The sequence below is a fragment of the Polyangiaceae bacterium genome (assembly GCA_016715885.1).
Taxonomy (GTDB): domain Bacteria; phylum Myxococcota_A; class Polyangia; order Polyangiales; family Polyangiaceae; genus Polyangium.
Window position 1 is genome coordinate 86,673 of record JADJXL010000002.1, and the last position, 22,518, is coordinate 109,190.

Sequence of the window (22,518 nt, forward strand, 5' to 3'; positions counted from 1 at the left end):
TCAATACCTCGCGGTCTCGACGATTGCCGGCAAGATGCGGTGAGCGAGCGGCAGATACTCCATCTCGAGCGTGTACGGGAACGGCGTATCGTATCCCGTGACGCGCTTCGGCGGAGCCTCCAAGTGGAGGAATGCCTTTTCATTGACGAGCGACACGATTTCCGATCCCAATCCGCAGCTCTTCGGAGCTTCGTGCACCACGACGAGGCGGCCGGTTTTCTTGACCGATTGGATGATGGTATCGATGTCGAGCGGCCAGAGCGTACGCAAATCGACGACCTCGGTCTCGATGCCTTGCGCCGAGGCTTGATTTGCCGCTTCGAGCGCTTCGTACAGCATCGCGCCCCAAACGACCACGGTCACGTTCTTGCCTTCGCGCACCACATTGGCCTTGCCGAGCGGCACGGCGTAATCACCTTCGGGCACGTCACCCTTGGCAGCGCGATAAATGCGCTTGGGTTCGAAGAAAAGAACCGGATCGGGGTCGCGAATGGAGGAAAGGAGCAGGCCCTTGGCATCCGCGGGATTGGACGGACAAACCACTTTCAGTCCCGCGACGTGAATGAACTGCGACTCGGGGTGTTGCGAGTGGTAATGGCCGCCGCGAATGCCGCCGCCGACGGGCGTGCGAATCACGAGTTTGGCCGGGTATTCTCCGCCGGAGCGATACCTGTATTTCGCCAGCTCCGAAACGATTTGATCGTAGGCGGGAAAGATGAAGTCGGAAAATTGGATTTCGGGAACGGGCACGAGGCCATACAAGGCCATGCCGATTGCCGTACCAATGATGCCGCCCTCCGACAGAGGCGTATCGATCACTCGGTCGTCACCGAATTCGTCGAACAGCCCCTGCGTGACGCGAAAGACGCCGCCAACTTTGCCAACATCCTCGCCAAGAACGACGACGCGATTGTCTCGCCGCATCTCGTGGCGAAGGGCGTCGTTGATGGCCTGGACCATGTTCATCTGAGGCATCGTGCATTCTCTCCGTGAGACTTCGATTGCAGACGGGTCTTGAAAGCTTCAGTGGCCGTGGCCTTTGGCTCGAGGTCCTCGCAATAGCTCGTCGCGCTGCTCGACGAGATGCCAAGGAAGCTCGGCGAATACATCCTCGAAGAGCGACTCGAGCGGCGGAGTCGGCGTCTTTTCGGCAACCACGATCGCTGCCTTGAGCTCGGCATCTACCTCGGCTTCGATCTGCGCGTCCTCCGAGGTCGTCAATGCGCCGAGTCGCAGAAGGTGCTGACGAACGCGCGGAATCGGATCGAGTTTCCGCCACGGCTCGAGACCCGCTTCCGGCCGATACGCCTTGGGATCGTCGCTCGTGGAATGACCCGAAAGCCGATACGTCAGCGCTTCGATGATCGTGGGGCCTTCACCACGCGCAGCTCTTGCAACTGCGTCACGCGTGACTTTGACCATGGCAAACAAGTCGTTGCCATCGACGCGAACGCCGGGGATGCCGTACGCGATGCCTTTTTGCGCAAACGTTTGGCTGCCCGTTTGCCTCTCCGTCGGCACGCTGATCGCCCAGCCGTTGTTTCGACAAAGGAAAACCACGGGTGTCTTGAACACACCGCCGAAGTTCATGCCGTTGTGGAACTCGTTGGAGCTCGTCGCGCCGTCACCGAAGTAGACGAGCGTGACGAGGTCTTCGCGACGGAGTTTCGCGGCCCAGGCAAACCCGACGGCTTGCGTGATCTGCGTGCCGATGGGTGAGCTGACCGAGCCAAACTTGCCTTTGCGCCAGCTAATGTGGTCGGGCATTTGCCGACCCTTCACAGGGTCGTTGGCGTTGCCGAACATGTTGTCGACGTAGCGCTGCAGCGGCATTCCCCGCAAAAGTGCCGCGGCAAACTCGCGGTAACAGGGGAAGATCCAATCGTTTTCTCGCAAGGCATAGGCACTGCCGAGAATGCAGGCCTCTTCGCCAAGACAACCGATGTGAAACCCGATCCGACCTTGACGTTGCAGGAGGACGAGTCGTTCATCGAGAAGTCGGGCGCGAAGCATCGCGCGGTAGAGGAAAACCACCTCGTCGACTCGAAGCCCGGGGTCGTGTGCAGGATCGAGCGATCCATCATCACGGATGACTCGGACGACATCGGGCGCGCGCACATCATCGGGATGGCGCGCGGCAGTTAGCGATGCGCCACCGTCGTGCGCCGGAGTGGGCGCCGCGTGGTTCGATGCAGGGTAGATGGCAGTGCTCATGATCGCGCCCGGACCGTAGTCAAAGGACCCGCGCATTGCCAGTGGCCATTTTACAACACGGTGCGTCGTGCCGGCCTCACCCCCCGACCCCCTCTCCCCACGCGCCTTTGGCGCGGCGGAGAGGGGGAGCATGACCTCACCCCCCGACCCCCTCTCCCTAAAAGGGAGAGGGGGAGGAAGAGCGTCTATCGGGGCAGCGGCAACAATCAAATCGTCCCGATTCGTCGATGTCGAAACAAATTTGATTGCACAAGAAAGTTATTTCCCCCTCTCCACTTGTGGAGAGGGGGTCAGGGGGTGAGGCTACCGCGACCCAACCGCCGATTCGGCTTCGGCAACGGCTGCGTCGACTGCGCTCTGCGGAAGCGAGAACCCCTGCGCAATCTTGTCGAGTACCGCTCGTTCGGCAGGACGAACCCCACCCGACGCTCGCGCAACGAGCGCCGCGACACGCAAAATTTCGTGCTGATGCGCCGACTTGGAAACCATGTACGAAAGGCGCGACAAACGTTCGCCTGCTCCATCGAGCGCCACTGCGCGCGCAAGGCCCAAGAGCAAACCATCCACCTGCTTGTCGGAAACCGGACCCCCAGCACCAATCACCGCGCGCAGCACCGCGTCCTCCGTCGGATCGAGCGCACCGTCACACGTGGCCACGAGATACGCGCTCTCGACCGCACCCTCGAAAAGCGCCGCCGCTGCAGGATCGAACCCCGTCGGAGCCGTGACCGCGTCGTTGATCGCTTGAGTGAAGCTCAGACGCGCGGCCTGCGCGAAGATCGAAACCTGCACGCCCTTCGGAGCATTCGGCCCAGGTCGGCCAATGCAGCGTTTGACGTGATCGATGAAGGCTTTGTCCGGGACGCTCATGCAAGCTCTCTTCCTTCAGGCAACTCCCTTTTCACACGAACTCGTCACGTTTCCAAGCTCGGATGCTCGACCGCTCCCAAGGACGCGAAAAGACCCGTTTACCGGCGTACGAGCGACGACACAGGAACGAGCCCCGACGCACCGCGTTCGTCGGGAATCGGAAGCGGCGGCACCGTTTCTTCCCCCATCTCGGCCGCCACCCGCTGAGCCTCCCGACGAGCCACGTCCATCCGTGCATCGAGCGCCATCTGCACGCCATCCGCATCGGCGCCGTGCCCACCACTCGATCGCAGGATCCCTCGCAAGAAGACCTCCGCCGCCCGGTAGCTCGAACGCACCAAAGGCCCGCTCGCTGCGTAGACAAACCCCATCGCGAGCGCTTCGCGTTCGTACAAAGCAAACGTTTCCGGAGGGACGAACCGCTGCACCTCGAGATGCTTCGGCGTCGGCCGCAAATATTGACCCACGGTCACCACGTCGACCCCGACCGATCGCAAATCACGCATCGACTCGATGACTTCGTCGTCCGTTTCACCCACGCCCACCATGATGGAGCTCTTCGTCAATTGGCCGGACAAACCGCGCGCTTGGGCTTGCTTCTTCGCCTTATCGAGCACCGCCAGGGACTGATCGTAGCTCGATCGCGCATCACGCACGGTGCGCGTGAGTCGCCGAATCGTTTCGATGTTGTGCGCAAAGACGTCGATGCCCGATTCGACCACCACGTCGACCGACGACATGTGCCCTGAAAAATCCCCCACGAGCGTCTCGACGAGAATGTCGGGCCGAAGCTCCTTGAGCCGCCGAACCGTTCGGCCGACGTGATCCGCTCCGCCGTCCAGCAAATCGTCGCGGTTGACCATCGTCATCACGACGTACTGCAAAGACAAACGGGCAATCGCTTTCGCTACGTGCTCGGGTTCGCGCGTATCGACGAAACCGCGCGGATCGCCGCTCGTCACCGCGCAAAATCGGCAGCCGCGCGTGCACACGTCCCCCAGCAGCATCACCGTCGCGGTTCCCTCGCGCCAACACTCGCCCACGTTCGGACACCGCGCCTCTTCGCACACCGTGTGCAAATCGAGCTGCCGGAACGTTTGCTTCAAGTGGTGGTAGGTGTCGCCGCCCGGCGCACGAACCTTGAGCCATTCGGGTTTGGGAGCAAAACGAGCGGGAGCGACCGAGGACATGATGCCTTTCGTGTGACCCTAGTGCGGGCGGGCGGCAAGCGCGATCTCGGAAGGTACGTGCTCGCCCCGCTCGGTGAAGATCGCCGTCACGAGCGATGCGGGGGTGACGTCGAACGCCGGATGCCTGACGGGCACGTTCGGCGGCACGAGCACGGTCGATCCAACGCGCGCAACCTCGTCTCGACTGCGCTCTTCGATGATGATCGCGTCGCCCGTTTCCGTGGCGAGATCCACCGTGGTCCAAGGCGCTGCGACGTAGAACGGAATGCCGTGATGTTTGGCGAGACAAGCGAGGCCGTACGTGCCGATCTTGTTCGCGACATCCCCGTTTTTCGCGATGCGATCAGCGCCGACGACGACGCCCGTGATCTCGCCGCGACGCATGAAATAGCCTGCCATCGAATCCGTGATGACCTCGACCGCGATGCCATCGGCTGCAAGCTCCCACGCCGTCAACCGCGCACCTTGCAAGTAAGGACGCGTTTCGTCCGCCAACACGCGTACTCGTTTGCCCGCTTCTTTCACCGCACGAACGACCCCGAGCGCCGTGCCGTATCCGCCCGTGGCGAGAGCTCCGGCGTTGCAGTGCGTGAGGATCGTGCAGTCCTCGGGAAAGCGAGCGGCACCGATGCGGCCCATACGCTTGCACGCATCGACATCCTTTTCGTGAATGTGACGCGCGAGCATGGCCAGGTAGGACAAACGCGCCTCGATGGGATCCAGTTGCTGCGTTTCCGCCGCGGAAAACATGCGCTTGGCCGCCCACGAAAGGTTCACCGCCGTAGGACGCGCCGCCGCCAGCAGCCGCGCCGCCGCGAGCATGCCGGCAACGTACATGTCCGTAGGTTTGTCCCGAAGCGCCCGTGCCGCGAGCACCATCCCGTACGCTGCCGAAATGCCAATGGCCGGAGCGCCTCGCACGACCATCGTTCGGATCGCATCGGCAACTTGCTCCACCGTCGTCAGCGTGACGTACACCTCGCGCGTGGGCAGCTCACGCTGATCGAGCATGAAGATGCGATCGTTCGTCTCAGCGAGCTCGACCGCGGAATAGTTTGCGCCCGAAAGAGTTTGTCCCGGATGCCAGGGCGGCACAGTACCGGTCACGATGATTCTCCTGGTCAGTTCGTCTCTTTAGAACCCGTACGTGCAAGATCCAGCCGCGCACGAATTTCTTCCGCCACGGTGCCCAGATCGTCTGCCGCCTGCTCTTTGCGCCCTTCCAGATACGCTCGCAGTCCGTCGATCGCCGTCAGCGCCAGGCTCGCGTTGATATTCTTGTTCGACAGCGCCGACACGACATCACCGTTTTTCAAAAGATCCTCGAGCTCGTCCATCACGCTCGAGATCTCACGCGTGGGATCGATCGAAAACGACTGACCCAAGGGTTCGCCACGTTCGTCGTCGTCCGACGTGCCCATGGCTCACTTCCTCTTGTCGGTCGTCTCGGTCATCGGAGGAAGGCCCGAGAACGGGATGTGTGGAGGCTCGTGACCAGGTGCGCACTGGTACTTGGAAAAATCCGTCACGCCGTCCGCGCGGAGGACATCTTCATCGATCCACGCACGACCCGGCCGAGCGGACGGTTCCTTCGTGATGAGCGCGAGCGTCGCATCCGCAAGAATGTCCGCTTTGCGCCAAACCTCGGGACCACCCATGCCGAAGTTGATCGTCGCGTAGCTTTCGACCGCCGTTGCAGGCCAGAGCGCATTGGCCGTGACGTTGTGCGCTTTGGCTTCTTCGGCGATCGCGAGCGCAATCATCGTCATGCCGAACTTCGACACCGCATACGCACCGTGATGCGCGCATGCGTTGGCTTCGACCGGCGGCGACATCGTCACGATGTGCCCCCACTTTTGCTCGATCATCTGCGGCAGCGCAGCGTGCGAGAGCGCAAACGTCGCGCGCACGTTCACGCCCATCACCAAGTCGAACTTCTTCAGCGGCGTGCCCGTCACGTCCGCCCACCAGAGCGCTCCGGCGTTGTTCACGAGCACATCGAGGCGACCGAAGTGCCGAATCGCTTGCGCCACCGCAGCTTCGCACGCCTCGCCATCGCGCACGTCGAGCTTCAATGGAAGCGCCTTTCGCCCGAGCGCCTCCACCTCGCTCGCTACGCTGTGAATCGTGCCCGGCAGTCGAGGGTTTGTCTCGACGTCCGTTTTGGCTGCGATGACGATGTCCGCCCCTTCGCGCGCGCATGCCAAAGCAACCGCTCGACCAATGCCACGCGAAGCTCCCGTGATGAAAACGACCCTGCCTTGTAGCCGCATGGAAGGCTCATACTGCACGCCTTACGGGCCGGGTACTGAATTCACGCGCGAGCAATCTTCAGCGTGTCACTCGCGCCCCTTGCTGCGCTTGCGCGTGCCCGCGACGATCCGATCGGGATTGCGCGGAGGTTTTGCCGTCGCATCGAGCGCACCGAGGAGCCGTAACGCCTCGGCATTCTTCAAGTTTGCCTTCCGAAGCGCCGAAATGACGTTGCGCACGACCTCGCGCGTCTCCGGCCGCTGCATGACGGTTTTTCCAGACACCCAGTCGATCACTTCGCCAAACCGTCCAGCCATCACCGCGACCTGCGCCGGAAGACCCTCCCGAAGCGAGCGCAAACCTTGCGTTCGTTCGGCCGCGCGTGGCGAAACATCCGCCAAGACAAACGCTTCGTCCAGCCGCTCGAGCAGCCTCGCGGGTGATTGCAACTTGTCGAGCACCTGACGATCCGCAAGCGCTTCGAGCACCACGTGCGCGTGAAGGTAGCCATCCGTCCACGAGGAAAGCTCGGCAAGCGCATCGTCGCCACGTGCTGCGATGATGTCGCGCACGGCCGCGATGACGCCGAGGCGCACGAGATGTCGCGGTTCATCGGCAAGATCGTGCAGCTTCTGCATGGCGCTGCGTGCATCGATGCCTGCAAGCGCACGTTGCGCGAGCACCTGCGCACACACGATGAGCTGGTACTCGCCCGTCAGCGAAAGCAGCGCCCGCACGAGCGCATCGGCACGCCCTCGACGTGCGGCGATGGCGATTCCCGTGGCGCGGGCAAACTCCAGGTTCGGCCGTGTTCCTGGCAAGTTCGATCGGCGTTCCAAGACGTCGAGTAGCGACGTGAGCGAGCCTGTCGCGATCGCTTCGTCGATGGCGGTTTCGAGGCGGCTCGGTTTGTCCGGGCTATCGGTAAGGTTCTGTTTCTTCACGACGGTTCTTCAAATGGAATGAGGCAAATCCGGGGGGGTATGGGGGCGGAGCAGTCGTTCCCCCTCTCCGCCGCGCCGCAGGCGCGAGGGGAGAGGGGGTTAGGGGGTGAGGCGCGAGTCCCCCATCGTGACAAACCTCGCGTAGCGGGCGTCCCACGCCCGCGTAGCGAGCGTCCAGATCCAGTCCCGGTATCAGAACGCGACTGTGGCACCGACTTCGGGCGTGAGCACGAACGTGACCACGGGAATCGTGAGGCTCATGCGCAAGCCGACGTTGAGCGAGACGCGCTCGATGGGGGCGTACTGAACGCCGCCGCCGAGCGAAACGAAGCCTTGGCCTGCTTGCTTGATCGCCGTGATCTTTTGCACCCGTTTTTCGGGCTTGCCGTAGTCGGCGTCCGTCACCGTCGTGCACGGACTGTCCACGTTGTGGGGATCGGCAGCGCCGCATGCAGTCCCGTCCTCGAGCACCTCGACGTCGACCCCGGAGTCGATCTGCGCCAAACCCCCCGAGGCAAAGACGAACGGCCGCACCCCAATGTGCTCGAAGGGCTTCTTTCCGATGAAGTAGCTTCCGCGGACTTCGAGGTGCACGGGTAAAAAATTGGCACCCTCGGCGCTCGCCGTACGGAAAGCAAAACCAACACGCGCCCCGGCCATGATGTTGTCCAGGATCAAGCGGTCGTAGCCGGCCACCAAGCGAATCGTTCCAAGTGAAAAACCCGCGTTGACGTTGTTGGCGATGTTCGGCGTGGGCACCCCGAGATACCGGCTTCCGTCATCACGCACGCAGACGTAGTTCGCGTTTTGCTGGGAATCGAACGTGCAGACATTTTCGCCCGAAAAAATCGAGATGTCCGTGCCAACCATCAACGACACGTAGTTTCTCTTCGGCCCTTTGGGTTTGTCGTCGCTCCCGTCGGACTTCGGTGCACATTCGCCGTTCTGACAGACAAACCCAGCGTTGCACTGGTTGTCGTCGAGGCACTGCTTCGGACCCGACTCCACCGCGACGCACATCTCCGGTGGGGCAAACCCTGGCCAGCTCGGCGGATTTCCGTCGATGCGTTGCTTGATCTTCGTCACGAGCGGCTCGGTGCGAGATCCAACGCCCGTGATGATCGCTCCGTCCGCATCGGTCACCGTGATGTGATACTTGAAATCACCTTCGGCCTTGATGTCGGTGCACGGGACGTTGATGCCGAAACCCTGTTCCCCCACGCGCTTCAATAGCAGCGTTTTCCAATCGGCCGCACCAGGAGCCAAGTACGTCACCGTGGTCTTCTTGGCGTCTTCCAAAAGTTCCGGAACCAGCTCCACATACAGCGGCAGCGGCGTGCTCAAACGTTGTTCGACCGGTGGCGTGTGCGACAAACCTCGCCCGGCCGGAGCAGGAGCACCCGCAGGTCCGTCGAGCTTCAGTTGCTTGCGCGCTTCCCCATACGCGTAGTTCACTTCGCTCGAACGCATCTCCTCGGCCGGCTTGGCGTTCTTGTCGATCGTCAATGCTTCGGCGAACGCTTCACGCGCATCCTCGAGTTGCTTCTTGCCCCCGGCGAGCACGATGCCGAGCGACATGAGCCCCCGTGCTTTCAGCTCCGGCGTGCACTTGTCCGCGCCACAAGCATCGATGGCGGCGCGTAACCTCTTCTCCGCTTTGTCGAAGTTTGTCTCGAGAAAATCGACGTCCATCGCCGTCTGGATGGCTTTTTCGAGCTGCGCGTCTTTCGGAGCTGCCGCGTGCGCAAGCGGCGCGACGACGAAAGACGCGAGCGCGACGAGGACGAACGGGACTCGCTGGAACGTGAGCGAACGTGACGCCGGATTCCGCATGGGCTCTCGCACTCTACCCTAGCGTCACGTAGAGCCGAAACGTCGGAACGACGAGTCGCGGCATCTCGGGAAGTCTTGCAGTATTAGGGGCTACAACGGTTACGGTCGCAGACGCACGCGACATGGGCTAAAGGGCTGTCGTGGACGCGGCCCCCAAGCCGGAACGAACGAGCCGCGCGCGGCGCGACGAAACGCTCGTGGCATCGCACGACGCGCAATCGCTTGCCGAGCGACTGATCACAGCAGGCGGTGCTGCGTCGACCGCGCGGGCGACGGCGGGCAAGGTCGTGCGTCACGTCTTCGCAAAAATCGGCGCACCGGCGTGGAACGCGGACACGTTCAGCGCGCTCGGCATCGGCGCATGGGCCCACGAAACGCTCTTGGCGATGGATCCCACCCCGTCGCTCGACGTGGAACATGAAGCGCCCGCAGAAGACGGAACCATTCGGCTTCTTTTCCGAGCTCGCGATGGAGCGCTCGTCGAGTCGGTGCTGATTCCGGGCCCTGCACGCACGACGCTCTGCGTGTCGAGCCAAGTGGGTTGCGCGCGAGCTTGTTCGTTCTGCGAAACGGGGCGTCTCGGACTTTCGCGACAACTATCGACAGGCGAGATTGTCGATCAAGTGCGCATTGCCCGAGGTTTGTGGGCATTACAGAAAGACAAACCCACGCTCTCGAACCTCGTCTTCATGGGCATGGGCGAACCATTCGACAACCTTGGCGAAGTCCTCCGAGCGCTCGAATTGCTCACGGATGAACGCGCATTTGCGTTTGCGCCATCGCGCGTGACCGTGAGCACGGTCGGCGTCGTGGACAAACTCCCGACGTTTTTTGCCGGCTCGCGCGCCGAGCTCGCAGTGAGCCTCAACGCGCCGGACGATGAACGCCGGCGCGTCATCATGCCCGTGAACGTGCGGTTTCCGCTGGCAGTCTTGCGTGAGGCATTGCTCCGACACTTGCCTCGTGGGCGTCGAGTATTGTTTGAGTACGTATTGTTCGATCGGTTCAACGACGCGCCGGAGGATGCGGATCTCGTTGCGGAATGGACGAAAGGCATTCGGTGTCGGGTCAACGTGATTCCTTGCAATCCCGGCCCAGATCCAGCCTTGCGCCCACCTTCGCCGGAACGCTTGGATGCTTTCGTCGCAAGACTTTCTGCGCATCGAGTGACGACGCTCGTGCGCAGGCCTCGAGGTCGAGATGTGGGTGGTGCGTGCGGGCAACTAGCCGGCGCGCGGCGATTGACCGTTTTGAATACGTAAGAGCGTATTGAAGGGGGGGTTTGTCCGCATTCCCCCTCTCCGCGAAGCGGAGAGGGGTGAGGCGCAAATCCGCGGTGTGTTATTTGTCTTTTTCGCCAGGCGACTTGATGTCGAATGCGGGGGGCGTTTTCGGATCGCAATCGGGGGGCGGCCCGAAGCCATCGGAATTGAACTCGTACTCGACCGAACCCGAGCCTTCCGGATCGCGCTTGCTCGTCGCCTTGATCGTGACGCGGTGCGTGCCTTTGCGAGCCGGAGTGCAGTACGACAGGAGGTAGAAGCGTTTCATGTGCGCTTCGAGACGCGCAGCCATGCGATCGAAGGTTTCCTTGACCTTGGCCCTGTCGGTTGCGGTTTCGGTGCCGTTGCGACCGACTTCCTCGAGCTTGGCCTGGCCAATTTCCTTCTCGGCTCCGACGCCGATCGCAAACATCTCGTAGTTTTCGTACTCGTCCTTGTCCATCTCCGCTTTCATCTCGTCGCGCGTGACGCGATTTGCGCGATCAGCGCCATCGGAGAAGACCACGAGCGTTCCGAACTTCAGCGGGCGCTTGTCCCTGTCGAGCTCCTTCTTGAGCGTCCGGAGACCTTCGACGACGGCGCCATGGAGGTTTGTCGAAGGATCCTTGGGCTTGAATTTGCGTAGCCCCTCGAGGCCACCTTCGACCGAGCCTTGAGCTTCGGTAAAGGGCACGACCGAGTGGATTTGGGGAGATCCATCGAAGGCGTACACGCCGACTTTTTGCGACTTGCCGACGCGATCGGCGAACGACTTGGCGGCGTCGACCAAGGCGTCTGCTTGACCGGATTCCGTGATGCTGCCGCTCATGTCGACGAGCAGCATCGTGTACATGACGGCGGCAACTTCGGGATTTTGAATGATTTGCTTGCTTTCGAAGACCGACACGACCGAATCGTCTTCGGAGATTTCGAAGTCTTCTGCGACGAGGCCTCCGACGGGTTTGTCTTTACCGGCGTCGACCGTGAAGAACATCCAGACGTTGTTCGGCTTTTTCTGAGCGGCGTTGATGAGCCGGACGTTGAGGCCTCCGCAACCGACGACGAACCACGCAAAAAACGCGACGGCGGCGAAGATCAGGGCCCGAGCAGGGCGTGATGACCGGCGCGCACGGCGCCCAGGGGCCGGGCCGTCTTTGGATTCGAGCGAGTGGCGGGAAGGGAAGGGGTGTATGTCGTTCACACCGGCATTAGGGCAGTAGGGAACGCGCGCTGTCAATTCGAGGGCAGCAGTCGGTGCGTCGAAGGGTGATCCGACGGCTCCACACGACAACCTTCCGGCGTCTTGCATGGTAGAAATTGTCCAGCTCGAGTGGCGTTTCCGCTACGCTGCGCAGCCATGGCTCGCATCCTGGTCGTCGAGGACTCCTCCGCGTTCCGGGCGTTCATTCGCGCGGCCCTCGAGGGGTCGCCCGAGTTGTTCGATGCAGCGGCGGAGGACGTCGAGGTCGTCGAGGCGTCCAGCGGGTTCGACGCGCTGCGGCTTTTGCCACGCGGCCACTTCGATCTCGTCATCACGGACATCAACATGCCCGACATCAACGGCCTCGAGCTCGTCCGATTCATGCGGGAAAACGAACGTTATCGCACGGTGTGTACGATCCTCATCTCGACGCAGTCATCCGAAAAAGATCGAGCGCGAGGCTTGGCTCTCGGAGCCAACGCGTTCCTGGGAAAACCTTTCACCGTCGAAGCACTTCATCAGGCGATCACGGCGAGCATCGGACCATCCAAGGTGGATTGCAGCAAGGCGCAATCGATGGCCAGTAGCGAGGGATCACAGTGATGAACGATGGCGATCGCGCCCGAGAGGAGTTCTTTTCCGAAGCGCAAGAGATCGTCGAAGGACTCGGCCGTGATCTGCTCGCGCTCGATGAAGGCCAGAAGTCCGGGCACATCGACCCTGATCTCATCAAAGAAGTTTTTCGTGCCGTGCACACGATCAAGGGCTTGGCAGGGCTCTTCGGTGCGACACGCATGGCCACGCTCTCGCACGATCTCGAGTCGATGCTCGACGACCTGCGCCTCGGCAAGATCGACCTGACGCCGAACGTTCTCGATGTGCTCTTCGCGTCCGTGCAGCTCTACGGGCGGATTCTGCAGGCCGAAAAAGAAGGCCGCGATCAGCCGATGCCCGAGTTCGACAAGCTGATCGCTCAGCTCAATCGAGACTCGGCGCAACATGGCGTGACGAGCGGTGGGCCGATGATCGATCCGAGCCTGCTCGCTGTGCTCACCGAATTCGAAGAGCATCGGCTTCGGACGAACATCTCGCAAGGAAACACGCTTTATTGGCTCCGTGTGCGGTTTCAGGTCGCCACGATCGATCAAGGCCTCGAAGAGCTCAAGGCGACGGCGAAACCGCACGGCGAGATCATCACGTACCTGCCGGCAGGTGTCGGGGACGACATCGACTTTCTCGGGCTCGACATTTTGATGGCGTCACGAGCCACGAGCGAGACGCTTCGAGCGGCGCTTGCGCATCTCTCGGTCGAAGTGGAGGAGCTGCCGCGTGTGTCGGGTTCAGCGGCGGCGCCCGTGTCGATGCCGCCTCCGCAGGCGCACGTTCCGCCGACGCCGGCGCCACCGCCGGTCAGTGCGTCGGCATCGAGGCCCACGCCGATTCCGCCAGTGCACGTGCCGCACGTCGACCTCGATCTGACGGGGGCGCACCTGCCCTACGCGCCGCGCATCGAGCCGCGCATCGAGATCATGCCGCCGGGCATCCAGTCGGCCAAGGCCCAGGAGCTCGGGACGATCAAGAGTGTGGCGCAGACCGTGCGCGTCGACATCCAGAAGCTCGACGACTTGATGACCTACGTCGGCGAGCTCTCCATCGTGCGCACCGAGCTCGAGCAAGAGATTGCGAAGATGCGCGATGGGCAGGCGTCACGCGAAGATCGCAGCAAATTGCGGCGACTGCAGCGCGATTTTCTGCGCAACGTGGACAAACTCCGAGACGGCATCCTCAAGGTCCGCATGGTGCCGCTCAGTCAGGTCTTCGACAAACTTCAACGCATCGCGCGGCAAATCAGCCGTGAAGCCGGCAAGCAGGTCAACCCCGTCATCACCGGCAAGGAGACCGAGGTCGACAAGCTGACGATCGAAGAGCTGAGCGACCCGCTCATGCACATGATGCGCAACGCGATCGATCACGGCATCGAGCTGCCGAAAGACCGCGAAGCGGCGAACAAGCCCGTCGTCGGAACGATCGCCATCAACGCGTTTCAGAAGGGCAACCACGTCGTCATCGAGATCGAAGACGACGGTCAGGGCATCGATACCGATCGCCTGCTCGAAAAGGCCATTGCGAAAGGTGTCGTGACGCAAGAGGAAGCGCGCACGATGAGCCGGCGCGAGATCCTCAATCTCATCTTCGTTCCGGGGCTGTCCACGAAAGCGACCGTGAGCGAGATCAGCGGTCGTGGCGTCGGCATGGATGTCGTCAAGACGAACATCTCGAAGCTGGGCGGCGTCATCGACGTGCAGAGCGAACCGGGCATCAACACCAAGTTCACGGTGACGTTGCCGATCACGCAGGCGATCATCAACGCTTTGATCGTCAAAGTCGCCGATCAGCAATTCGCGATTCCGCTCGCGAACGTGCAAGACGTCGGGCAGCTCGACAGTGAATCGGTGCGTATCATCGATGGGCGCGAAGCGGTGACGTGGCGCGGCTCCGCAACGCTCCAACTGTGTAATCTTGCACGGCTTTTTGGCCTTGCGAAACCACAGGAACCGGACGCGAACGCCGGTGCATTCGATGCTCCGTCCCTGAGCTCGCCAGAGTTTTCAACGCCGCGTCTACCGCCGCTCAGGAGCGATTCTTTGCGGCACGACGCCACGAGCGCGTTTCCGTATCGCCCGGCGAGAAATTCACCCGTGCCGATACAATCATCCTCCGGACGTCGCAAGAAGCGCAATTACGTCGTGGTGATCTCCATCGGTGCAAGGCGCCTGGGCCTCGTCGTCGATCATTTGGTTCGTCCACAAAACGTCGTCATCAAGGGGCTTGGCCCGAGTCTCAAGAACGTCGCCGGTTTTACGGGAGCAACCCAATTGGCCGATCAGCGGATTGCACTCGTGCTGGATGCGGCGTCGCTCATCGAAGAAATGTTTGCGCACAAAGGAGCTGCCTTGGCGCACGGAGGACCTCATGGCTTCTAACCTCGCTCGACGCGGCGGCATAATGCCGATGATGCCGGCCGCGGGTGCTGCCAAGCGCGGTAAGAACCACGATCGCGGCCCGCTCACGAAGTACCTCGCCTTCCGCCTCGCCGACGACATCTACGGCGCGCCACTGTCGCTCATTCGCGAAATCCTCGAGCGTAAGCCGCTGACGCCCGTGCCTCGCGCCCATCCGTCCATCATGGGCATCATCAGCAACCGCGGGCAGCTCATTACGGTCATCGATCTCCGCCGTCGGCTGCATCTTGCCGAGCGACCCGAGACCAACAAGGCCCGGATTCTCACGACAAACCCCATGGGGATCGAGCTGCTCGGGCTCTACGTCGACGAAGTGCTGCAAACGTACGACTTGGCAGACAACGAGATCGAGCCCACGACAACCGCGTTCGGCGGCGAAGTGGCGGGATACATCTCAGGCATCGTCCGTCCCGCGTCCGTCGAAGGACCCAGCGCCAATCGCGTGGGCAAGCGAGTCGCTGCTGCGAAACAAGTCGCGCGCGTCATCATCCTGCTCGATCTCAAGATCATTTTGGCGACTTGATTGGTTTGTCTTTGTAGAACGATTCGAGGCTCTCATGTCACAATATGGCCACACACATCGAGCCGATCCTCATACGAGCCTCGTGGAATTCATCGTCGGCGACGTGCACTACGCCGTCGGCATCGGCCATGTGCACCAGATCGTCAACCCGCTGCCGGTCACGCCGCTTCCGCATACGCCGCCCGAAATCTCCGGCGTAGCCGACTACCGCGGTGATGTCGTTCCCATCCTCGATTTGCGTGCTCGATTCGGATTGCCGCCGTCCCCGCCGAGCCGCTCGACGCGCTGGATTCTCGTCAACGCCCGCGATCGCTTGGTTGGGCTCGTCGTCGATTCCGTTCCGGGGGTTTTCGGGACAAACACGGACGATGTCCGAGCCACGCCTTCTCTTGGCTCGGGACGTGATCTACGCGGCATCGCCGGCGTAACCAATCACAACGGGTCGCTCGTCTTCGTGCTCGATGTCAAACGATTCACCGAGATCGTCGACGACATCGCCGACATTCTGCCTCCCTACGACGGTTGAGGAGTTTGCCTTGACGACCCCGGACGCTGCCGTTTCGCTCGACCTCGTTGCCGCCGCTCTCGATGCGTCGGACGCGGAAGAACGCCGGCAGGCCACGTCGCTGCTCGCCGACCTCTTCATTCATGATGCGCTTCCGCTCCTCGTCCGTGCGCTCGGTGATGCCGATTGGCGTGTGCGCAAAGAGGCAACGCTGGCAGCTCGAGCGTTTGTCCCGGCACCGTCGCTCGTCAGCGCGATGATTCGCCTCTTCGACCCCGGAGACAACGTTGGCTTGCGCAATGCCGCCGTCGACGTCTTGGCCAGTTGCGGCGCGTCCGCCACGGGGCCGCTCTCGGCCGCACTTGGACAGCTCGATGCCGATGGCCGCAAGCTCGTCGTGCAAGCGCTCGGTGCGACGCGCGATCCGCAGGCGCTCGGCATCCTTGCTCGTGCCATGCGCGACCCCGATAGCAACGTGCGTCAAGGCGCCGTCGAAGCCATCTCGCGCCTTGGTCCACTCGTTCCAGTCGAAGCGCAAAGGCTGCTTCTGCAGAACCTCGAAGGCAACGACCCCTTTTGCCAACTCGCGGCCCTCGAAGGCCTCAATGCACTCGGCGCCGTCGTTCCGTGGGATCGCCTCGAACCGCTCGTCGAACACCCGACGTTGCGCACGGCGGCTCTCACTGCGGCAGCGATGGCCGAGGATCCGCGCGCACCGGCAGTCATTGCACGCACCTTGCACGGGGCGCGTGGTCACGTCTTCATGCTGGCCATGGCGGCGCTTGCACGGCTTGCCGAAGGCCCCCTCCTGCCGCGCATCGCCGCGGCGCTCGCTGACCAAGGGCCGGCGCTCCGCGAGCGGCTCGTACGGGTCGCGAGCTCGGCGGCCGTCGAATCGCAACATCGCGGCCATGCACTGCTGCTCGCTGCAATTGCGGCAGCGCCGGGTGTCGTCGATGCGGCCGCGCATGCACTGGAAGACGAGCTTCTCAGCGAACTTTCGGATCGCGCGCTGCGCGTGCTTGGCCCCAAGGCACTGCCCGAGCTGATTGCATGCATTGCGCCCCCATCTGGGTCACCGAAGTTTTCTCCTGACGTACGTGCGGCACTCATCGAAGCTGCCGCGGCCATTGCGCATTCGTCGGACGCTCCCGAATCGTCCGCGACTGCGCTCGTCGATGCATTGCGCTCGGCTGCGGAAGAAGGCGATCGGCGCGTCACGACCAGCGCCTTGTGCGCATTGTCCAGGCTCGGTAGCGAGCACGACCTCGAGCTTGCGGCACGGTTTGTCACGTCGTCGTCGAAGCCCATTGCCCATGCCGCGGAAGCTGCTCTGTCCACTTTGACGAGCCGTCACCCTGCGAGAGCGCGCCGCATTGCCGATGCGCTTGCGGAACGCGCATTCCAGGGTCACGCCGACGATGCCATCAGGGCCGCCGTGATCATCGGCGCTCTCGCTGCGCTTCCTCGCGCTTCGACGCGGCCTTCGTCGTCGTCCGATATGGCTCTGCTCACACGCTCTGCAGCAGCCGAACAGCCGCGCACGCGCCGTACAGCCATCGAAGCCATGGCCGAAATGGGCGGCGAGCCTGCAGTGCGCGGGATCTCGCTTGCGCTCACCGACGATGTGCGCGAAGTGCAAATCGCCGCGGCAAGGGCGCTGGGATTCGTCGGACGCAAGGCTTGTTTTCGCGATTCGAGCGACCCTGATGCGGAGCCATCGTCACTGCGTGCCGCCATCGACATCGTGACTCGCTCGACGGATGCCGAGCTTCTTGCCACGGCCATTCGCTCCGTTGGTGAGGACTTGACGCTCGATGCGAAAGACGCTGCATCGGGCCGAGCGGCAACGGCGATTCTATCCGTTCTTGCGCCTCTTGCTCGCGAAGCCGATGGAATCGTTGCCATTGCTGCCGTCGAATCCATTGGGCAATTGCCTCGAGGCACGCCAGGTCGTCAATCAGCGCTTTCGGCTGCGCTGCGCCATCCAGACGATGCGGTTGTCAAGGCAGCCATTTTGAAGCTCGAAACCACCGGACCTTTGGGAAACGAAATCTTCGCGTGTCTTGATCACCCATCGCTCGATGTCCGTTCACTTGCGGCTGAAATCCTGGCTGGTAGCGACAATCCAGCTCTACGCGAGCGATTGGCGCAGCGCACGTCCGCCGAGCGCGATTTGAATTTGAAGAGCACGCTCGAAGGCGCTCTTTCCTCCATTCGCTTTCGCGGAGAAAGGAGCGTGAGCGAATCGTGATGCGTTTTGCCGACGAGATTCGCCTTGCTTCGGACGAGTTCCGGTTGCTCCGCGATCTCATCAATCGTCATTGCGGAATCGTGCTCACACCCGAGCAGCGCCCGGTCATCGAGCGGCGTTTGCGCGAACGTTTGAGCCTTCACGGCCTACATTCATTTGGCGAATATCATCAGCTCTTGCGCTCTTCGGATCAAGGCCGAGCCGAGCTCGACGAAGCCATCGATCTCGTCACGATCAATGAAACGTATTTTTACCGCGAAGATTATCAATTGTCCGCATTGCAGAACGAAATCATTCCGCTCTTGCAAAAACCCCCCGTTTGTCGCACGAACATCAACATTTGGAGCGCTGGGTGCTCGACGGGCGAAGAAGTTTATTCGATCGCCATGTCCGTCTGCGAAGCCGGTTTGTCCGGAGGAACGGACGTGCGCATCTTCGGAAGCGACATTTCGCGAAAATGCATCGCTCACGCGCGTCGCGGCGTTTATGGTCCAGCGTCATTTCGCACCATTCCCACGCACCTCAAACGAAAATATTTCGTCGAACGGCCCGACGGGTTGCACGTCACCGAAGAATTTCGACCTTGGTGTCACTTCGGTCACTTGAACTTGCTCGACCCCGTAAAAGCTTCCGTCGTCGGGCGCGTCGACATCGTTCTTTGTCGCAACGTTCTCATTTATTTTGACGACGCGTCGCGTCGTCGGGTGATCGACATGTTGTATGATCGTCTTGTACCGGGCGGATATTTGCTTCTCGGCCATTCCGAGTCGCTTCTCAACGTGACGACGGCATTCGAGCTCGTTCACTTGCGTGAGGATCTCGTCTATCGCAAACCTCTGTCGGCTTCGCGCTTCGGTGCGATGCAGAATGCCGGCATTCGGAGCACCATGAGCACACTTTCCCAGAGGCAAGGGTAATACCGTGGTCAAAACGGGTTCGCTCCGAGTTCTCGTCGTGGACGATTCTCCGGCCAATCGCCGAAATATCGCCGACATTCTCGAGGGTAGTGACGAAATCGAGGTCATTGCCAAAGCGGCTGATGGTGAAGAGGCGCTGCGCCTTGCTCTCGCGCTCAAACCCGACGTCATCACCCTCGACCTCGAGATGCCCAAAATGGATGGGTTTACCTTCCTCCGCATCTTGATGGTCAAGCAGCCCATGCCCGTCATTGTCGTCTCGTCCTATAGCCACAAGGACAACGTCTTCAAAGCGCTCGAGCTCGGTGCGGTCGACTTCGTCGCCAAACCTACGGGCACGGCTGCATCCGATGCCGCTCTGCGCCGCGAGATCCTGCAAAAAGTGCTTCTCGTCCGGTATTTGCGCCCGCTCTCGGCGCCGCTTGCCAATACCGTTCCTCAGTCGCCGAGGCCCGCGTTTCCGCCGCCGACCCCCGTTCCGCCGCCGCCCGTTCCGCAAGCGCCCCTGGTACCCGATGCACCAGCGCTTCGCCCGCCGCCGAACATTGCGGCGCGTTTCATCGTCGGCATTGGTTCGTCCACGGGAGGACCGACCGCGCTGCTCGATATCATCAGTCGCGTCCCCGACAAGTATCCTGGTGCCATCGTGATTGCGCAGCACATGCCGGACAAGTTCACGAAAACCTTCGCCGAACGCCTGGATCGCAAGAGTGCTTTGCACGTGACGGAAGCCAAAGACGGTGATCTCGTGACGGCGCGTCGAGCCTTCATTTGTCCTGGCAAAATGTGCATGGAGGTCGTCATCAGCCCCAACCCGAGCGGCATTGGGTGGAACGAAGTTCGTTTGCGCGTCACGCAGCCTTCGCAGCACGATCGATACATCCCCAGCGCCGATCGGCTTTTGCGCAGCCTTGGTCCGCTCGGGACGCGCGCATACGGCGTCATTCTCACGGGCATGGGCGACGACGGGGTTGCGGGCGCGCGCGCCATTCGAGCTGGTGGAGGCACGGTCATCGCCGAGAGCGAAGAAACGGCGGTCGTTTACGGCATGCCGCGAGCAGCCGTGCGCGCGGGCATCGTCAACGAAAGCCTTCCTCTGCCGCAGATCGCGGATTACATCGCACAGCTTCAGTAAAAACCCCATCCAGAAAGTTGACCAAGGCCCCGGCGCATGTGAGATCATCGCCATAGGGCCATGCGCTTTTTGACTTCCGCACGAGTTTTTGCCTTCGCCAGCGTCCTTGTCGCGTCGGTGCTCGCGGCTTGTCCCGTGTTGGCTCAAGCGAAAAAGCCCGCCGCAACGGCTTCCAAGCCGGCGAGTAAACCGAGGGCTGCGGTCAAGCGCCCCGCAAAACCAAAGCCTGCGCAGAAACCTGCTTCGAGCAAGCCTGCGGCGCGCAAACCCGCGCACAAACCGACCGCGGCAAAACCCGCTGCCAAGCATTCCCCCCCGCAAACGCGCAAGCCCGGCGAACCGGGTGCTCCGAACGAACATGCACGGCGCGTGATTGCCGGCGTTGCGACGACACCGCACAATTCCGTGGAGGAATCGCCCGAGCTGCGAGCGCTTCGCGAGGTCGACCTGGCCCTTTTTTCTGCGGCGCCGGGCGCAGGATCGCCTTGGCCTTCCGAAGAACCTTTGCGCCTTCATCGCGACGCGCCGCTCCTCGTAGCATCGGGGCTGCCCCCGCAGGCTCCGCTGCCGCCGCTGCTTGCTGCTGCAGCGCCTTCGAGTGACCTCACCTGGCTTCGCAAGCTGCAGCTTCCGGACATTCCCGTGCGCTGGGACGTTCGCGTCATTCGTTACCTCGAGTTTTACAAAACGAACCCGCGTGGTCGATCGATGGTTGCGGGCTGGGTGAAAAAGAGTGGTCGTTATGGGGCATTCGTTCGGCGCACGCTGCGTGAACAAGGCGTTCCCGAGGATGTGCTGTGGCTGGCGCTCGTGGAGAGTGGTTTCGATCCCACCATTCATTCGCCCGTGGGCGCGGCGGGTCTTTGGCAATTCATGCCGGGGGCAGCGCACATTTATGGCCTCACCGTCGATCGCTGGGTCGATGAAAGGCTCGATCCGGAGCGCAGCACCATTGCAGCGGCGCGATACCTTTCCGATTTGCACAAGCGTTTCGGCAATTGGGAGCTTGCTCTTGCCGCGTACAACATGGGGTACGGTGGGCTCTTGGCCGCCATTCGCAAATATGGCACCAACGACTTTTGGGAGCTCGGTCGTCTCGAAGCAGGTTTGCCGCTCGAAACTGCCCTGTACGTGCCCAAGATTCTCGCCATGGCGATCGTCGCGAAAAACTGCGCCGTATTCGGTTGCGATGGTGTCGAGCTCGATCCAGCCGCCACGTTCGACAAGGTTATCGTTGGCGCCGGAGTTTCGCTCAAGGTCGTCGCCAATGCTGCAGGAGCCGATATCGACGCCGTCGAAGCGCTCAATCCACAATATCCCATTGGTCGCACGCCGCCTCTCCCTGCGGGCACCGAAAGCAGTGCGGCATATGTCGTCCGAGTTCCTCCGGGCACGGGGCCTTCTACCGCCAAAGCGGTCACGGCGCTCGCCCAACGCGAGGACAAGCTCGATCGTCACGTCGTGAGGTGGGGCGAATCGGTCGAGGACATTGCGTCGGCGTGGCATACCACGCGCAGCTCCATCTTGTCGCTCAATGGTTTCCGGCCTGGCGAGCAGGTTCGTCCGGGCACCGTGCTGCTCGTCCCTGCCAATGCTCGAGGTGCGGCGACTCGCCCGGAAACGCCCGAAGCCAAGCCGGTCGTCGTCGTTCCGGCCGAAACATTTACGTATCCGGATCGCCGGCGTATTTTTTATCGCGTCGTCGCCGGCGATACGCCGCGTGACGTCGCCCTCGCATTATCCGTTTCGCTCGCGGATCTTTGCCGCTGGAATGCAATCGACATTTCGGCTGCACTTCATGATGGAATGGTTCTGCAAGCGTTCGTTCCGAAAGCGGCAACGTTTTCGCATGCGCTCGTCACGGAAGAAGAAAATGCGCGCGTGCTTGCGGTCGGTTCGCCGGAATTTTTCGAACATTTCGAGAGCCTCAAAGGTCGCAAGCGCATTGAAGTCGCCATTGCGCAGGGGGATACCTGGCGAGGTTTGTCGAAGCGGTTTGGGCTCAGTTTGGGAATGCTCGAACGCATCAATCATCGATCACGCTCCAGCTCGCTCTCGGCGGGTGACAAAGTGGTCGTGTACGTTGCGGCCCCGAAGCCCACCGCGCCGAAAGCGCTGCCTCCGGCCGAGCCCGAACCGATCGAGGAAAAGCCCGACCGGCCGCTTCCGGTGGTCCTCGCCGAAGGGGATCCTTCAGCGCCTGCGGATGGCGATGAAGCTGCGTCCGCCAAGCCGAAAGACGATGCTCCCGAAGCATCTGCATCGAGCGAATCGTCGCAGGAAGCGGGTCCCACGGTATTGGCGAAAGACACCAAGGACGAGAAAGAGCCGAAAGACGCGCCCTCGCCTCCCGCTCGACCCAACTAACTTTCCACTAGCCAGCTCGGCCATTCG

19 protein-coding genes are annotated in these 22,518 nt (G+C 61.9%); 9 read left to right on the forward strand and 10 right to left on the reverse strand.

The features are described 5' to 3' along the window. The 9 genes from IPM54_03810 to IPM54_03850 all read right to left on the reverse strand — a co-directional run bounded on the left by IPM54_03810 (position 1) and on the right by IPM54_03850 (position 9,304). Positions 1-975 carry an alpha-ketoacid dehydrogenase subunit beta gene (locus IPM54_03810; protein MBK9258939.1) on the reverse strand — a complete coding sequence of 325 codons (975 nt, stop codon included), beginning with the start codon at positions 973-975 and terminating at the stop codon, positions 1-3. A 48-nt stretch (positions 976-1,023) separates the two neighbouring features. Beyond that, positions 1,024-2,214, reverse strand: coding sequence for a thiamine pyrophosphate-dependent dehydrogenase E1 component subunit alpha (locus IPM54_03815; GenBank protein MBK9258940.1), 1,191 nt, complete (start codon positions 2,212-2,214; stop codon positions 1,024-1,026). Positions 2,215-2,517: 303 nt separating this feature from the next. Continuing rightward, on the reverse strand, positions 2,518-3,084 hold the full coding sequence (locus IPM54_03820) for a hypothetical protein (protein MBK9258941.1): 567 nt from the start codon (positions 3,082-3,084) through the stop codon (positions 2,518-2,520). Positions 3,085-3,182: 98 nt separating this feature from the next. Beyond that, positions 3,183-4,274 (reverse strand): lipoyl synthase, encoded by a 1,092-nt coding sequence (gene lipA / locus IPM54_03825; GenBank protein MBK9258942.1) that lies wholly within the window; start codon positions 4,272-4,274, stop codon positions 3,183-3,185. 18 nt (positions 4,275-4,292) lie between these two features. After that, complete coding sequence (gene mtnA, locus IPM54_03830; GenBank protein ID MBK9258943.1) at positions 4,293-5,285, reverse strand: S-methyl-5-thioribose-1-phosphate isomerase; 993 nt, start codon at positions 5,283-5,285, stop codon at positions 4,293-4,295. Positions 5,286-5,395: 110 nt separating this feature from the next. Further along, complete coding sequence (locus IPM54_03835; protein MBK9258944.1) at positions 5,396-5,695, reverse strand: hypothetical protein; 300 nt, start codon at positions 5,693-5,695, stop codon at positions 5,396-5,398. 3 nt (positions 5,696-5,698) lie between these two features. Further along, positions 5,699-6,547, reverse strand: coding sequence for an SDR family oxidoreductase (locus IPM54_03840; protein ID MBK9258945.1), 849 nt, complete (start codon positions 6,545-6,547; stop codon positions 5,699-5,701). Between the two features lie 66 nt (positions 6,548-6,613). After that, positions 6,614-7,471 (reverse strand): hypothetical protein, encoded by an 858-nt coding sequence (locus IPM54_03845; GenBank protein MBK9258946.1) that lies wholly within the window; start codon positions 7,469-7,471, stop codon positions 6,614-6,616. 192 nt (positions 7,472-7,663) lie between these two features. Next, positions 7,664-9,304 (reverse strand): hypothetical protein, encoded by a 1,641-nt coding sequence (locus tag IPM54_03850; GenBank protein ID MBK9258947.1) that lies wholly within the window; start codon positions 9,302-9,304, stop codon positions 7,664-7,666. A gap of 140 nt (positions 9,305-9,444) precedes the next feature. On the opposite strand from IPM54_03850, the gene IPM54_03855 reads away from it, so the two are divergent. After that, a complete protein-coding gene (locus tag IPM54_03855) occupies positions 9,445-10,566 on the forward strand; it encodes a 23S rRNA (adenine(2503)-C(2))-methyltransferase RlmN (GenBank protein ID MBK9258948.1) in 1,122 nt (373 codons plus the stop codon). A 79-nt stretch (positions 10,567-10,645) separates the two neighbouring features. Here the strand turns inward: IPM54_03855 and IPM54_03860 are convergent, their stop codons facing one another. Beyond that, the gene (locus tag IPM54_03860; protein ID MBK9258949.1) at positions 10,646-11,875 is read right to left on the reverse strand and encodes a VWA domain-containing protein; all 1,230 of its coding nucleotides are present in this window, start codon (positions 11,873-11,875) and stop codon (positions 10,646-10,648) included. A 48-nt stretch (positions 11,876-11,923) separates the two neighbouring features. On the opposite strand from IPM54_03860, the gene IPM54_03865 reads away from it, so the two are divergent. The 8 genes from IPM54_03865 to IPM54_03900 all read left to right on the forward strand — a co-directional run bounded on the left by IPM54_03865 (position 11,924) and on the right by IPM54_03900 (position 22,491). Next, the gene (locus IPM54_03865; GenBank protein MBK9258950.1) at positions 11,924-12,370 is read left to right on the forward strand and encodes a response regulator; all 447 of its coding nucleotides are present in this window, start codon (positions 11,924-11,926) and stop codon (positions 12,368-12,370) included. Continuing rightward, positions 12,367-14,751: a chemotaxis protein CheA gene (locus IPM54_03870; GenBank protein MBK9258951.1), complete on the forward strand. Its 2,385-nt coding sequence runs from the start codon at positions 12,367-12,369 to the stop codon at positions 14,749-14,751. The genes IPM54_03865 and IPM54_03870 overlap by 4 nt, the downstream gene beginning before the upstream one ends. Before the next feature lie 22 nt (positions 14,752-14,773). Next, positions 14,774-15,313: a chemotaxis protein CheW gene (locus tag IPM54_03875; GenBank protein ID MBK9258952.1), complete on the forward strand. Its 540-nt coding sequence runs from the start codon at positions 14,774-14,776 to the stop codon at positions 15,311-15,313. A gap of 91 nt (positions 15,314-15,404) precedes the next feature. Next, a complete protein-coding gene (locus IPM54_03880) occupies positions 15,405-15,839 on the forward strand; it encodes a purine-binding chemotaxis protein CheW (protein MBK9258953.1) in 435 nt (144 codons plus the stop codon). Positions 15,840-15,849: 10 nt separating this feature from the next. After that, on the forward strand, positions 15,850-18,072 hold the full coding sequence (locus IPM54_03885; protein MBK9258954.1) for a HEAT repeat domain-containing protein: 2,223 nt from the start codon (positions 15,850-15,852) through the stop codon (positions 18,070-18,072). Then, positions 18,072-18,989: a protein-glutamate O-methyltransferase CheR gene (locus IPM54_03890; protein MBK9258955.1), complete on the forward strand. Its 918-nt coding sequence runs from the start codon at positions 18,072-18,074 to the stop codon at positions 18,987-18,989. The genes IPM54_03885 and IPM54_03890 overlap by 1 nt, the downstream gene beginning before the upstream one ends. 4 nt (positions 18,990-18,993) lie before the next feature. Next, a complete protein-coding gene (gene cheB / locus IPM54_03895; GenBank protein ID MBK9258956.1) occupies positions 18,994-20,124 on the forward strand; it encodes a chemotaxis-specific protein-glutamate methyltransferase CheB in 1,131 nt (376 codons plus the stop codon). 60 nt (positions 20,125-20,184) lie between these two features. After that, positions 20,185-22,491, forward strand: a complete 2,307-nt coding sequence (locus IPM54_03900) for a transglycosylase SLT domain-containing protein (GenBank protein ID MBK9258957.1) — start codon at positions 20,185-20,187, stop codon at positions 22,489-22,491. Positions 22,492-22,518 lie beyond the last annotated feature (27 nt).

What these genes read in the sequence shown, in the direction of transcription:
- lipA (MBK9258942.1), bottom strand. Translation starts at nt 4,274, where the DNA reads ATGTCCTCGGTCGCTCCCGCTCGTTTTGCTCCCAAACCCGAATGGCTC.
- IPM54_03810 (MBK9258939.1), bottom strand. Translation starts at nt 975, where the DNA reads ATGCCTCAGATGAACATGGTCCAGGCCATCAACGACGCCCTTCGCCAC.
- IPM54_03820 (MBK9258941.1), bottom strand. Translation starts at nt 3,084, where the DNA reads ATGAGCGTCCCGGACAAAGCCTTCATCGATCACGTCAAACGCTGCATT.
- IPM54_03865 (MBK9258950.1), top strand. Translation starts at nt 11,924, where the DNA reads ATGGCTCGCATCCTGGTCGTCGAGGACTCCTCCGCGTTCCGGGCGTTC.
- IPM54_03890 (MBK9258955.1), top strand. Translation starts at nt 18,072, where the DNA reads ATGCGTTTTGCCGACGAGATTCGCCTTGCTTCGGACGAGTTCCGGTTG.
- IPM54_03835 (MBK9258944.1), bottom strand. Translation starts at nt 5,695, where the DNA reads ATGGGCACGTCGGACGACGACGAACGTGGCGAACCCTTGGGTCAGTCG.
- mtnA (MBK9258943.1), bottom strand. Translation starts at nt 5,285, where the DNA reads ATGCTCGATCAGCGTGAGCTGCCCACGCGCGAGGTGTACGTCACGCTG.
- IPM54_03900 (MBK9258957.1), top strand. Translation starts at nt 20,185, where the DNA reads ATGCGCTTTTTGACTTCCGCACGAGTTTTTGCCTTCGCCAGCGTCCTT.
- IPM54_03850 (MBK9258947.1), bottom strand. Translation starts at nt 9,304, where the DNA reads ATGCGGAATCCGGCGTCACGTTCGCTCACGTTCCAGCGAGTCCCGTTC.
- IPM54_03840 (MBK9258945.1), bottom strand. Translation starts at nt 6,547, where the DNA reads ATGCGGCTACAAGGCAGGGTCGTTTTCATCACGGGAGCTTCGCGTGGC.
- IPM54_03815 (MBK9258940.1), bottom strand. Translation starts at nt 2,214, where the DNA reads ATGAGCACTGCCATCTACCCTGCATCGAACCACGCGGCGCCCACTCCG.
- IPM54_03875 (MBK9258952.1), top strand. Translation starts at nt 14,774, where the DNA reads ATGCCGATGATGCCGGCCGCGGGTGCTGCCAAGCGCGGTAAGAACCAC.
- IPM54_03860 (MBK9258949.1), bottom strand. Translation starts at nt 11,875, where the DNA reads ATGCAAGACGCCGGAAGGTTGTCGTGTGGAGCCGTCGGATCACCCTTC.